The following is a 12321-nucleotide window of genomic DNA, read 5'->3' on the forward strand; positions in this document are numbered from 1 at the left end:
CCCCCCCCCCCCCCCCCCCCCCCCCCGTGGCCGTCACTTCCGCAGCTCGATACGCCAGTCGTTGGAGCGCATCAGGTGCCCGGGCGGGTACTCGAACTCGGTCTCACCGAGCAACACCAGGCCCGCCTTGCGGCAGACCGCGTTGGACGCCGGGTTGTCCACCGACGGGTAGGCGTGCGCGTAGCGCCGGTCCCCGTGCGCCGCCGCCGCCACGATCACCGCGCGCACCGCCCCCGTGGCCAGCCCCCGCCCCTGGTACGCGGGCAGGACCGCCCAGCCCATCTCGTAGACCGGCTCGCCGCGCCACTCGCGGGGCCAGTAGCCGACGCTGCCGACCTTCGCCCCGTCGGGCAGCACGACGGCGAACATGTTCCCGCTGCGCGGGCCCGGGCCGCGCAGGTACCGCTCGTGGCGGGCGAGCACCTGCTCGTCCGTCTCCGGGCCGCCGGTGTGCTGCCGCACCTCAGGAGTGTTGAGCTGCCGGAGCAGTTCCAGATCGTCGCTGCTCCACCGCTCGATACGTACCTCGGTCATGGCCGCCATTCCACCCCGGGCCCACGACATTCAACCAGTCGGTTTACGAGATTCCCGCCCCACCCGGCGGGACTGACGACTACCCGTCGGCCTGGCGGGTACCCGCGTCCCATGGGTAGCCACAAGCAGAACAAGCATGACCCGGGCGGCGAGTCGGCGCGGGCGGGGCGGCACGCCGGCAGCGGGGCCCGGGGCCGGCAGGGCTCCCCGGTGGAACGCTCCCCGGAGCGGCGGCACCTGCGCGCGGCGACCGGGACGTCGGGTAGCGAACGCGACCACGGCCGCGCCAGGGTCGAAGGCGCGCAGCGGGTCCAGCGGCAGGGGAACCGTTGAGGTGCCCACGTTCCTGCTGAAGTCGACCTACACCCCGGAGGGGCTCAACGGGCTGCTCCGGGACGGTGGCACCAAGCGGGCGGAGGTCGTGCGGGCCCTGGTGGAGAACGCCGGCGGAGAGATGACCTCGCTGCACTTCGCCTTCGCCGAACAGGACACCTACGTGCTGTGCGACCTGCCCGACCATCGGGCCGCCGCTTCGCTGGCGATGGCGATCGGCGCGGCGCGCGGGCTGCGGGTGCAGGTCACGCCGTTGCTGAACCCCACGGAGGTGGACGAGGCGGCCCGGATGCCGACCGGATACACGCCGCCGGGCGCCTGAGCCGCCGACCCCGGTGGCCGGCTACCGGCCCTTCGCCATCGCCACCGCGGACGGCAGCGTGAACGGCGCGTGCCGCTCCGCGGTCATCAGGGCCATCGCGGTACCGGCGATGTGGTCGACGAGCAACTCCCGGGCCCGCTGCCGGTCGCCCGCGGCACACGCGGCCACGATTTCCCGATGCTCGGCCAGCTTGGCGGCGACGAACTCCCGGTCGGGCTCGTGCTGCACGAAGGAGCGCTGGTACCGCTCGGCGTGGTCGGCGAGTTGTTCGAGGTGCTCGGCCAGCCGCGGCCCGGCGCCGATCCGCAGGCCGGCGTGGAAGCGGCGGTGCGCCTCGGCGTCCCCGGACGCGGTCAGCACGGCGTCCTGCTCCAGCCGTTCGATGTCCGCGGCGCGCAGCATCGGCACGGTCAGCCAGATCGCCAGCCCCTCCCCCATGACCCGCAGGGAGTAGAGCTCGTCGAGGTCGGCCGGGCTGAGCGAGCTGACCCGGGTCGACCGGTACGGACCGGTGTCGACGACCAGGCGTTCCCGTTCGAGCAGGCGCAGCGCCTCGCGCAGCGGGGTGCGACTGACCGCGAGCCGGCGGCTGAGTTCCGGTTGGGAGATCTCCGCACCGGGTTGAAGCTCACCGTCGAGGATGAGCCGGCGCAGCGCGTCGTAGACGGAACGTGTTCCGGCACCGGCACCCGCCCCGTCCTCGGCGGTCACCGCACCACCTGGGCCATTCACCGAACCCACAGTCGGGCACCTCCCCGGACGACACAACCCAGCGTGATCGATTGTACGCACCTGCATACTTCGTGAATACACAGAGGTGGTGGCGATTCGGGTCATACGCCGGGCTCCGGCGCGCTCCGCAGGGCCTCGGTCGCCGCCCGGTCCACCGTGTACCCGCCGTTCCCGTCGTCGACGACGGCGACGGCGTAGGCGGTCCGGGCGGCGTCGACCGAGACGTAGCCGGCCCGCACGTCGGCGAGGACCTCCTCGGCGGGACGCTGCCGCGGCGGCCCGAACCCGCCCCCGCCGCCGAGTTCCACCACGTGGCTGTCCCCGGCGGCCAGCGCGAACGCGGTGACCTTGCCGTTGTCGAAGTGGACCGGCTCGCCGTCGGCCCGCTCGACCCACACCCGGTTCGGCGCGGCGTCCCCGCCACCGGCGAGCCCCCAGGGCGCGCAGGCGGTGCGCTCGACCCAGGTGTCGACCTGCGCGGGCGTACGCAGGCGCACCCGCAGCCGGGTGCCGAGACCGCCCCGGTGGCGTCCGGGGCCGCCGGAGTCCTCGCGCAGGGCGTACTCGTCGACCGTGACCATCGGGTACTTGACCTCGAGCACCTCGACGGGAGCGTTGTGCGTGTCGCCGTCGTTGACGCAGATCGTGGCGTTCTGGCCGTCCGCCCGCGAGGTGGCGCCCCAGCCGCCGCCCTGCGGCCCGCCGACGAACTGGAAGAACCGGCCGGTCCGCTGGTCGACACCGTAGGTGTGGGTCATGCCGAGCTCGGCGTGGTGACCGGCGACGCAGGCGTCGGGCAGCACCTCGGCCATCGCCCGGAAGACGCAGTCGACCACGGTCATCGGATAGGTCATCCACCACCGCATCGCCGCCGGCTTGGTGGCGCTGACCACGGTGCCCGGCGGCAGGATCACCTCCAGCGGGCGCAGCGAGCCCTCGTTGATGGGGAGCTCCAGCGGCGAGGTGAGGCACTTGAACGCCACCTGGGCCGCGGACCGGCCCGCCGTGGCGCCGGAGTTGAAGTAGCCGGCCACCTGGGGACTCATTCCGCTGAGGTCCACGGTGAAGGTGTCGCCCTCGACCACCACCCGGACGCGTACCGGGATCCGGCGCCCCGGGCTGACCCCGTCGTCGTCCATGTACGCCTCGGCCGCGTACTCGCCGTCGGGGATGCGGGCGACCGCCCGGCGGGCCAGTTCCTCGCTGCGCCGGAACAGGTCGGCGATGCTCGCCCTGACCGCCGCGACGCCGTACCGGGCGAGCATCGCGCGCATCCGGGTCTCCCCGGTACGGATGGCGGCGATCTGGGCCCGCAGGTCGCCCATGGCGAGGTGGGCGAAGCGGACGTTGGTGGCGATCAGCCGGGTCAGCTCGTCGTCCTGGACGCCCTCCTTGAAGATCTTCACGATCGGGACCTGGAGGCCCTCGGCGTAAATGTCGGTGGTGGTGCCGCCGAGCACGCCGCCCACGTCGATCCAGTGCGCCATCGACGAGGCGAAGGCGACCAGCTCGCCGTCGTGGAAGATCGGCAGTGTGAAGATCATGTGGTTGAGGTGGCTGCCCACGATGTAGGCGTCGTTGGTGAGCAGGATGTCGCCGGGCTGCATGCCGTCCGGCCCGTAGAAGGCCAGCTTGGCCTTGATGGCGTCGGACAGGCCGCCCATGAACATCGGCAGGCCGAGCCCGATCGAGATGGGATCGCCCGCGGCGTCGAACAGCCCGACGGTGAAGTCCTGGGCCTCGTAGATGATCAGGTTGTAGGCGGTGCGCATGAGGTTCGTCTTCATCTCCTCGGTGATGGAGACGAAGCCGGCGCGGATGATCTCCGCGGTGATCGGGTCGACCGCGGGGGCCGCCGCCGGCTCGGGCGCCGCGCCGGGAGGCGGGGTCACGCGCCCGCTCCGATCTCGACCAGCAGGTTGCCGAACTCGTCCACCCGGGCCGTGTCGCCCGGCCGCAGCAGGGTGGTGGTGGTCGGTTCCTCGATCGCGGCCGGTCCGGCGACCCGGTTGCCGGCGAGCAGTCGCGCGCGGTCGTACACGGCGGTCGGCACCGCACCGGCGACCGGGTCGAAGACCACGTCGCGGGCGCCGGTGCGGGCCGGCGCGGGTGGGGCGAGATCCCCCGCGGCGACCTTCGGGACGTCCGGCTTGCCGAGCTTGCCGACCGCCGACACCCGCAGGCTCACCACCTGGGCGGGCTCGCCGGGGGCGCTGTGGCTGTAGCGCTGCCCGTGCGCCGCGTCGAAGGCCCGCTTGAGCGGGTCGTCCCCGTCGTCGGCGGCGAGCAGCGCCGGGGCGGGCAGCGTCACGGTGTGCTCCTGACCGACGTAGCGCATGTCGGCGGCGCGCAGGAACTCCAACTGGTCCAAGCCGATCGCGCTGCCGCGCAGCCGCTGCGCGCACTCGACCTCCAGTGTCCGGTACGCCTCCTCGATCTCGCCCGGGTCGGTGCTGCCGAGGGTGCGGACACCGGTCTGCACCAGGTCGAGGCGGGCGTCGGCCATGAGCATGCCGAGCGCGGAGAAGACCGCCGGGACCGGCGGGATCACCACCCGGGTGACGCCGAGTTCCCGGGCGACCAGGGAGATGTGCAGCGGCCCGTTGCCGCCGTAGGCGAACAGGGCGAAGTCGCGCGGGTCCAGGCCCCGCTCGGTGGTGACCGCGCGGACCGAGTTGGCCATGGCGGCGGCCCCGATGGCGATGATGCCGGCGGCGGCGGTGACGATGTCCAGGCCGAGCCGTTCCGCGAGCGTGCGGACCACGTGGTGCGCGGCCTCGCCGTCGATCGGCAGGTCGCCGGAGAGCCGGCCGTCGGGTGACAGGTGGCCGAGGACCACGGCGGCGTCGGTGATGGTCGGTTCGGTGCCGCCGCGCCCGAAGCAGGCCGGGCCGGGTTCGGCGCCGGCGCTGCGTGGGCCGACGTGGACGCCACCCGCCTCGTCGAGCCAGGCGACGCTGCCGCCGCCGGTGCCCACCTCGACGATGTCCAGGCACGGGATCCGGATGGGCAACCCGGTGCGGTAGCCGCCCAGGAAGTAGTCGCTGGCAACGGGGAAGGTGAGGTCCCGGATGACCGCGGACTTCGCGGTGGTGCCGCCCATGTCGAAGGCGATCGCCTCGCGGTAGCCGAGGGCTTCGCAGAGTGCGATGGTGCCGACCACTCCCCCGGCCGGCCCGGACTCCAGCATCTGCACGCACTGCGCCGAGGCGGTGGCGACGTCGGAGACGCCACCGTTGGACTGCATGATCGCCACGGACGTGCGGGCGCCACCCTGGCGGAGCCGCTGGTCGAGGCGGCCGAGGTAGTCGCTGACGATCGGTCCGACGAAGGCGTTGGCGACGACGGTCGAGGTGCGTTCGAACTCGCGGTACTCGCGGCTGATCTCGTGCGACAGCGTGACGTAGACGTCGGGCAGTTCCTCGCGGAGGAGTTGCCCGAGGCGGCGCTCGTGCGCCGGATTGCGGTAGGCGTGCAGCAACGCCACGGCCACCGCCTCGACGCCCAGCCCGGCCAGCTTCCGGGCCACCGCGCGCGCCCGCTCCTCGTCCAGCGGGCGCATGACCATGCCGTCCGCCGCGATCCGCTCCGGGATCTCGAGGACCAGCTCCCGGGGCACGAGCGGCCGGTGCCGGGTGAAGGAGAGGTTGAAGGCGTCCGGGCGGTTGATCCGGCCGATCTCGTAGACGTCGCGGAACCCGGCCGTGGTCACCAGGGCGGTACGCGCGCCCCGGCGCTCGATCAGCGCGTTCACCACGATCGTGCTGCCGTGGATGAGGAAGGCGAGTTCGTCGAGCGGGACGTCGGCGGTGGAGAGCCCGTCGAACACGCCCTGGATCAGGTCGCGCGGGGTGCTGAGGGCCTTTCCCAGGAGCAGCTCACCGGTCTGTTCGTGGTACGCGACCACGTCGGTGAAGGTCCCTCCGATGTCGACCGCTGCCCTGATCGGCATGTCATCCCCCTCGACAGTCCGCGCCGGCCTCAACCTGCATCCGGTCGCGCCGCAACTGTATCCAGATGGCGCTTCGTAGTCTACAGTTCACCTTCAGGCATGTGTAGACGTCGATAGATCCTCGCCCGCCGCCGGCGCCGCCGGCGCCCGGCGGCCAGAAAGGACAGAGCATGCGACTGACGACGATCCGCCGGGACGGGGAGACGCACGCGGGGCGGGTGGAGGGCGGCGAGGTGATCCTCCTGCCGTTCCGGGACGTCGGCGAACTCCTCGCCGCCGGCGCCGACTGGCGCGCCCGGGCCGCCGCCCCGGCCTCGCCGTCCATCCCCCTCGCGGAGGCCGACTTCGCCCCGCTCACGCTCCGGCCGGAAAAGATCATCTGCGTGGGCGTCAACTACGCCTCGCACATCGCCGAGGTCGGGTTGCCGGCACCGCAGCACCTGACGATCTTCGCGAAGTACAGCCGCAGCCTCATCGGCGCGTACGACGACATCGTGCTGCCGCCGCAGTCCCACGCGGTCGACTGGGAGGTCGAGCTGGGGGTGGTGATCGGCGCCCCGGTCCGGCACGCGGACGCCGAGGAGGCGCTGGCCGCCGTGGCCGGCTACACCGTGGTCAACGACGTCACGATGCGCGACTGGCAACTGCGGACCTCGCAGTTCCTGCAGGGCAAGACGTTCGAGGCGTCGACGCCGGTGGGTCCGTTCCTCGTCACGCCGGACGAGGTCGACCACGCCCGCGCCCTGGACATGACCTGCGCCGTGGACGACACCGTCATGCAGAAGGCCAGCACCGGCGAGCTGATCTTCCCGGTGGGCGAGATCATCTCCTACCTCAGCTCGATCATCACCCTGGTGCCCGGTGACCTGATCGCCACCGGCACGCCGGCCGGGATCGGCGCGGCCCGCAAGCCGCCGGTCTTCCTCGCCGCCGGCCAGACCCTGCGGACCGGGATCACCGGCCTCGGTGAGCAGGCGAACCGGTGCGTCACCGCATGAGCCGACGGGAGGTCCGAGTCCGATGCACCTGATCGAGTTCTTCGACCGCGGCGTACGGATCAACCCGGACGGGATCGCGTTCGTCCGCCCCGACGGGACCGGCGCCGTCACGTACGCCGAGGCGGCGGCCGTCACCCACCGGGTGGCGGCGGCGCTGCGGGGCGCCGGCCTGCCCCCGGGCGCGCCCGTCGCGGTGGCCAGCCCCAACTCGCCGATCGTCTTCCCGTGCGTGCTCGGTGTCCTGCGCGCCGGCTGCACCTGGGTGGCGGTCAACGCCCGGTCCACCCCGCGGGAGATCGCCACGCTGCTGCGCACCGTCGAGGCCCGCGCCCTGCTCTACGCGGCCGGGACCCCCGTGGAGCACCTGCGGGAGACCGTGCCGACCATCGAGCACTTCGTCGCGATCGACGGGCCGGCCGGCGACGACCCGGCCCTGGAGAGCTGGCTGGCGCCGGAGGGCAGCCGGGTGCCGCTGCCCCCGCTCGACGAGGAGGCGATCGCCGCCCTGATCGGCACCGGCGGGACCACCGGCCGCTCGAAGGTCGTCCAGGTCTCGCACCGCGCCTTCGCCACGATGCTCGCCGGGTTCCACGCGCACATGCCGGAGCGCGAGCCGGTGCACCTGGTCGCCGCGCCGATGACCCACGCCGCCGGTGCCATGGTGTTCCCGGTGCTCAGCGCCGGCGGCACCAACGTGGTGCACGGCACGGTGGTGCCCGGGGAGCTGCTGGAGTCGATCGAGCGGCACCGGGTCACCCGGCTGTTCCTGCCGCCGACGGCGATCTACGCCCTGCTCGCCGACCCCGACGTACGCCGGCGGGACCTGTCCAGCCTGCGCTACCTCCTCTACGGCGCGGCGCCGATGTCGGTGGAGAAGCTGAAGGAGGCGCTGGTCGTCTTCGGACCGGTGCTGGCCCAGTTCTACGGCCAGACCGAGCTGCCGATGATGTGCACCTTCCTGAGCCCGGAGGAGCACGCCGAGGCCGTCGCGGACCCGGCGCTGCACCGGCGGCTGGCCAGTTGCGGGCGGCAGACCGTGGTCGCGAACGTCGCCGTGCTGGGCGACGACGGCCCCTGCCCGGCGGGCGAGCCCGGCGAGATCGCCGTGCGCAGCTCGCTACGGATGAGCGGGTACCTGCACGAGCCCGAGCAGACCGCCGCGGTCCAGCTCGACGGTGGCTGGCAGGCCACCGGGGACGTCGGGCACCTGGACGACGACGGCTACCTGTACATCGTGGACCGCAAGCGGGACCTGATCATCTCCGGCGGCTTCAACGTCTTCCCGAGCGAGGTCGAGCAGGTCATCTGGGCCCATCCGGGCGTCAAGGACTGCGCCGTGATCGGGCTGCCGGACGAGAAGTGGGGCGAGCGCGTCACCGCGGTCGTCGAGGTCAAGCCCGGCGCCGAGGTCGACGCCGGGGACCTGATCGCACTGTGCAGGGAACGGGTCGGCAGCGTCAAAGCCCCGAAGGAGGTCCTGTTCCGTCAACTTCCCCGGTCCGCCGTCGGCAAGGTGCTCAAGCGCGAGCTGCGCGAGGAGTACTGGGCCGGGCGGGCGCGCCGGGTCTAGCGCAATGCCAGCACGAGGAGCCCCCGATGTCACAGAGAGGTCAGCTTCGGCACACTGAGCCGGCCGTCGCGCCGGCGACGGGCGACGACATCCCGGCCCGCATCGAGCGCATCCCGGTGGGCCGGTTCCACTACCGGCTCGCCGGCACGCTCGGCGTCGGCACCTTCTTCGACGGGTTCGACTCGACCAGCATCGCGGTCATCCTGACCGTGGTCATCGCGTACTTCGACATCAGCACCACGCAGGCCGGCATCCTGGTCGCCGCCGGATACCTGGGCCAGTTCCTCGGCGCGCTGGTCATCGGCGCGCTGGCCGACCGGTTCGGCCGGCGGCCGGCGTTCCTCCTGTCCCTGGTCACCTTCGGGGTCCTCTCCGCCGGTTGCGCCGCCGCCTGGAGCGCCCCCAGCCTCGGCGTGCTCCGCGCGTTGCAGGGCATCGGCCTCGGCGCCGAGGTGCCGGTCGCGGCGACGCTCATCAACGAGTACCTGGGGGCCCGCAACCGGGGCCGGATCGCCGTCGCCTACCAGTCCACCTTCAACTGGGGGCTGCTCGCCGCCCCGGTCGTCGGGATCGTCGCGCTGAAGGGCTTCGGCGAGGACTCGGGCTGGCGGGTGCTGCTCGCGGCCGGCGCGCTGCCGGTCCTCGTCGCGGCGTACGCCTGGTTCCGGTTGCCGGAGTCCGCCCGCTGGCTGGCGGAGCGGGGCCGCCGCGCGGAGGCGGAGGGGTACGTGACTCGGATGGAGCAGGAGGCGAGGGTACGCGGGGTCGACCTGCCCCCACCGCAGGCGTCACCGCCGGCGGCCGGCAGCCGGCTGCGGCTCGGGGAGCTGTTCGCCGCGGCCTACCGGCGGCGCACGCTGATGCTGGCGGCGATCTGGTTCCTGACCTTCTTCGTCGGCTACGGGTACGCGGTGTGGATGCCGACGCTGTACGTGCGGGTCGGCGGGCTGGCGACCACCCAGGCGCTGGGGCTGACCGTCCTGGTCGGCGTGGTGCAGCTGGCGATGGTCTACGTGACCGCGTTCCTGGCCGACCGGGTCGGCCGCAAGCCGCTGCTGACCTGGGGCTTCGTCATCATGACGGCCGGCGCCCTGGTGGGGTTCGTCGGGGTCGGCGTGCTGGGCGTGCACGCCTGGCCGATGCTGCTCGCCACCGCGGCGCTGTTCGCCGTCGGCGGCACCGCGCCGACCAGCGCCCTCTACCTCTACACCGCCGAGCTGTATCCGACCCGGATGCGCGCCTGGGCCACCTCGACGTGCAGCAGCCTCAACCGGCTGGCCAGCATCCTCTCGCCGCTGCTCGTCGGCGCGCTGCTCGGCACCAGCCTCGGGGCCGGGGCGGTGTTCCTGTCCTTCGCGCTCGCCTGCGCCGTCGCGCTCGTCGTGGTGGTGGCGGCGGGCATCGAGACCCGCCACCGGCCTCTGGAGGCGATCTCGCGCTGAGCCGGCCGGGTGGCCGGCGCGGTCCGGCCGCCCGCCGGCACCACGGCTGCCCGGTCACCGGACGGTGCCGCCGGTGGCCGGGCAGCTCCCACTGTCAGGGCAGCCGCAGCAGGTGCGCGGCGATGACCTCAAGCGCGGCCGGCAGCGCCGGGTACGCGCGGACGCGAGGAGTGCGCGCGGCGTCGTTGGCGACGGTGAGCACCGCCTGTACCCGCACCCGGGCGGCGATGGGGTCGAGCCCGGGACGGCCGGCCCCCAGCAGGTGCACCCACTCGCTGATGTAGTCGTACTGCGTCTGCCGGCTGCTGCGCCGCTCGTCCTCCGGCAGGTGATCCACCTCGGTGATCAGCAGGCCGACGAGGTCGTGGTGGGCCTGGGTGAAGCCGACGTAACCGCGGACGAGCGTGCGCAGCCCGTCGGCGGGGTCGGTGGCCGTGCGGTACGCGGTGGCGACGTCGGTGAGCAGGACGGCCGCGCCGCGCCGGAGGGCCGTGACGAGCAGGTCCAGCTTGCTGGGGAAGTGGTGGTAGACGCTCGGCCCAGCGATGCCCACCGCCGCGGCGATGTCCTCGATGCCGACCTCGGTGTAGCCGTGCGTGGCGAACATCCGCACGGCCTGGAAGAGCAGGGCCTCACGGCGCGAGGCCGGCACCAGGCCGGCCGGCTCCGGTCGTGGTGGCGGCGCACCGGGATCGGGCAGGGGCGCATCCAGCACGGCCCCGCACAGCTCGGCGATCAGCTCGTCGTAGGCGGGGCGGGGCAGATCGAGCCGGTGGAAGGAGACGCTGGTCAGGACACTGATCATCGCCCAGGCGAGGAGTTCGGCGGCGGCCGGGTCCAGGTCCGGGCGGGCGGCGCGTACCTGCCGGGTGAACAGGCCGCCGATGCCGTGCAGTTCGGGGCGGAAGGCGGCGCGGTCCTCGGGGGTCAGGTGTCGGGCCTCCCGCTGCCAGAGCAGGCCGAGCTGCCGGTGGTCGAGGGCGAGGGCGCCGAGCCGGCGCAGCGCGGTCGGCCGGTCGGTCAGGTCGAGGCCGGTCAGCAGCTCCCGCACCGGCGCGAGCCCGGCGGTGAGCACTTCCCGCAGCAGGTGCTGCTTGCCGGAGAAGTGCCGGTACAGGGCGGACGGGCCGACACCGACCGCCTCGGCCAGGTCGCCCATGGTGAGCTGGCCGTACCCCCGGCGGTGGAAGAGTTCCCCGGCGGCGGCGATGATCAGGCCGCGCCGGTTGCGGGGCCGGGTGCCGCGCGGCGGGCGGGCGGGTGGTGGGGCGAGGTGCGGGGTCATGACGCTCCCAGGTGCAGCGACCGGCCGATGATCTGCTTCATGATCTCGGTGGTGCCGGCGCAGATCCGTGAGGCCCGCGAGTCCAGCCACGCGCGGGCGATGCAGTACTCGGTGAGGTAGTCGGGTCCGCCGTGCAGCCGGACGCAGGTCTCCATGACCCGGCCCTGCAGTTCGGTGCTCCACCATCTGGCCTTCGCCGCGTCGGCCGGGTCCAGTTCCCGCGCGTTGAGGGCGAGCACGCAGAGGTCGACGTACGCCTGGGTGATGTCGATCTCGGTGGCCAGCTCGCTGAGGGTGAGCAGGGTGTGTTGCAGGGTGCCGACCGGGTTGCCGAAGGCGTGGCGCTGGCGGACGTAGTCGATGGTCCACCGCAGTGCCGCCGCGGTCTGGGCGATGGCCGCGACCGCGCCGGACAGCCGTTCCCGGGCGAGGTTGCGGGTCAGGCCGCGCAACCCCTCGCCCTCGCCGCCGAGCAGGTTGGCGGCGGGGACGCGGGCCGCGGTGAAGGAGAGCACGACGCTGTCCCGATCGTGCGGGCCGGCCTTCTTCATCCGGCGGCCGCGGGCGAGGCCGGGCGTGTCCCGTTCGACCACGATCAGGCTGATGCCGTGGTGCGGGTGCTCGCCGGTGCGGACCGGGACGATCACCAGGTCCGGGTTGCTGCCGTCGGAGAAGAAGGTCGTGTGGCCGTCGAGCACGTAGTGGTCGCCGCCGCGCAGCGCCGTCACGCGGATGCCGGGCGGCTCGGAGTCGGTGCCCGGCTCGGTCGTCGCGGCGGTCGTGACGAGCCGGCCGGAGGTGATGCCGGGCAGCCAGCGCGCCTTCTGCTCGTCGTCTGCCAGGTCGAGCAAGTACGGCACGCAGATGTCGGCCTGGCGGCTGGGGCCGAGGACGGCCGGGGCCACGGCGAGCCGGGCGGCCTCCTCCGACAGGACGGTGTTGTAGCGGAAGTCGGTGATGCCGGTGCCGCCGAACCGGTCGGGCACCCCGAAGCCCAGCGCCCCGAGCGCGCCGAGCTTGGTGAACAGCTCGCGGGGCGTGCTGCCGTCCTGGTCCCACTGCGCGAAGTGGGGGACGACCTCCTGCTCCAGCAGGACCCGCACGCTGGCCCGGTAAGCCTGGTGCGCCGTCGCGAAGAGCCTCCGTCGCATGG

General features: G+C 73.2%; 11 protein-coding genes. 5 read left to right on the forward strand and 6 right to left on the reverse strand.

What is annotated here, in order from left to right:
• Window positions 1-33 precede the first annotated feature (33 nt).
• Window positions 34-534 (reverse strand): GNAT family N-acetyltransferase, encoded by a 501-nt coding sequence (locus tag ACL02O_RS19635; protein WP_412819558.1) that lies wholly within the window; start codon window positions 532-534, stop codon window positions 34-36.
• A gap of 111 nt (window positions 535-645) precedes the next feature.
• Here ACL02O_RS19635 and ACL02O_RS19640 point away from each other — a divergent pair, with 111 nt between their 5' ends.
• The gene (locus ACL02O_RS19640; protein WP_412819559.1) at window positions 646-867 is read left to right on the forward strand and encodes a hypothetical protein; all 222 of its coding nucleotides are present in this window, start codon (window positions 646-648) and stop codon (window positions 865-867) included.
• 1 nt (window position 868) lies between these two features.
• The gene (locus ACL02O_RS19645; protein ID WP_412819560.1) at window positions 869-1189 is read left to right on the forward strand and encodes a GYD domain-containing protein; all 321 of its coding nucleotides are present in this window, start codon (window positions 869-871) and stop codon (window positions 1187-1189) included.
• Window positions 1190-1210: 21 nt separating this feature from the next.
• On the opposite strand, the gene ACL02O_RS19650 is transcribed toward ACL02O_RS19645, so the two are convergent.
• The 3 genes from ACL02O_RS19650 to ACL02O_RS19660 all read right to left on the reverse strand — a co-directional run bounded on the left by ACL02O_RS19650 (window position 1211) and on the right by ACL02O_RS19660 (window position 5873).
• A complete protein-coding gene (locus tag ACL02O_RS19650) occupies window positions 1211-1900 on the reverse strand; it encodes a GntR family transcriptional regulator (protein ID WP_412819561.1) in 690 nt (229 codons plus the stop codon).
• Between the two features lie 122 nt (window positions 1901-2022).
• Window positions 2023-3813 carry a hydantoinase B/oxoprolinase family protein gene (locus ACL02O_RS19655; RefSeq protein WP_412819562.1) on the reverse strand — a complete coding sequence of 597 codons (1791 nt, stop codon included), beginning with the start codon at window positions 3811-3813 and terminating at the stop codon, window positions 2023-2025.
• A complete protein-coding gene (locus ACL02O_RS19660; protein WP_412819563.1) occupies window positions 3810-5873 on the reverse strand; it encodes a hydantoinase/oxoprolinase family protein in 2064 nt (687 codons plus the stop codon). Before ACL02O_RS19660 ends, ACL02O_RS19655 begins: the two co-directional genes overlap by 4 nt.
• Before the next feature lie 170 nt (window positions 5874-6043).
• Here ACL02O_RS19660 and ACL02O_RS19665 point away from each other — a divergent pair, with 170 nt between their 5' ends.
• The 3 genes from ACL02O_RS19665 to ACL02O_RS19675 are packed head-to-tail and all read left to right on the forward strand — an operon-like array spanning window position 6044 to window position 9883.
• Window positions 6044-6871, forward strand: a complete 828-nt coding sequence (locus tag ACL02O_RS19665; protein ID WP_412819564.1) for a fumarylacetoacetate hydrolase family protein — start codon at window positions 6044-6046, stop codon at window positions 6869-6871.
• Between the two features lie 22 nt (window positions 6872-6893).
• On the forward strand, window positions 6894-8441 hold the full coding sequence (locus tag ACL02O_RS19670) for an AMP-binding protein (RefSeq protein ID WP_412819565.1): 1548 nt from the start codon (window positions 6894-6896) through the stop codon (window positions 8439-8441).
• 26 nt (window positions 8442-8467) lie between these two features.
• Complete coding sequence (locus ACL02O_RS19675) at window positions 8468-9883, forward strand: MFS transporter (RefSeq protein WP_412819566.1); 1416 nt, start codon at window positions 8468-8470, stop codon at window positions 9881-9883.
• A gap of 94 nt (window positions 9884-9977) precedes the next feature.
• Here ACL02O_RS19675 and ACL02O_RS19680 read toward each other — a convergent pair whose 3' ends face one another.
• A complete protein-coding gene (locus ACL02O_RS19680; protein ID WP_412819567.1) occupies window positions 9978-11168 on the reverse strand; it encodes a TetR/AcrR family transcriptional regulator in 1191 nt (396 codons plus the stop codon).
• Window positions 11165-12319, reverse strand: coding sequence for an acyl-CoA dehydrogenase family protein (locus ACL02O_RS19685; RefSeq protein WP_412819568.1), 1155 nt, complete (start codon window positions 12317-12319; stop codon window positions 11165-11167). The genes ACL02O_RS19680 and ACL02O_RS19685 overlap by 4 nt, the downstream gene beginning before the upstream one ends.
• Window positions 12320-12321: the final 2 nt, after the last annotated feature.

The sequence above is a fragment of the Micromonospora mangrovicola genome, assembly GCF_047200535.1.
Lineage (GTDB): Bacteria > Actinomycetota > Actinomycetes > Mycobacteriales > Micromonosporaceae > Micromonospora.

Coding starts and splice junctions, on each gene's coding strand:
- ACL02O_RS19635 (WP_412819558.1), bottom strand. CDS start 534: ATGACCGAGGTACGTATCGAGCGGTGGAGCAGCGACGATCTGGAACTG.
- ACL02O_RS19640 (WP_412819559.1), top strand. CDS start 646: ATGGGTAGCCACAAGCAGAACAAGCATGACCCGGGCGGCGAGTCGGCG.
- ACL02O_RS19660 (WP_412819563.1), bottom strand. CDS start 5,873: ATGCCGATCAGGGCAGCGGTCGACATCGGAGGGACCTTCACCGACGTG.
- ACL02O_RS19665 (WP_412819564.1), top strand. CDS start 6,044: ATGCGACTGACGACGATCCGCCGGGACGGGGAGACGCACGCGGGGCGG.
- ACL02O_RS19670 (WP_412819565.1), top strand. CDS start 6,894: ATGCACCTGATCGAGTTCTTCGACCGCGGCGTACGGATCAACCCGGAC.
- ACL02O_RS19675 (WP_412819566.1), top strand. CDS start 8,468: ATGTCACAGAGAGGTCAGCTTCGGCACACTGAGCCGGCCGTCGCGCCG.
- ACL02O_RS19680 (WP_412819567.1), bottom strand. CDS start 11,168: ATGACCCCGCACCTCGCCCCACCACCCGCCCGCCCGCCGCGCGGCACC.
- ACL02O_RS19685 (WP_412819568.1), bottom strand. CDS start 12,319: ATGCGACGGAGGCTCTTCGCGACGGCGCACCAGGCTTACCGGGCCAGC.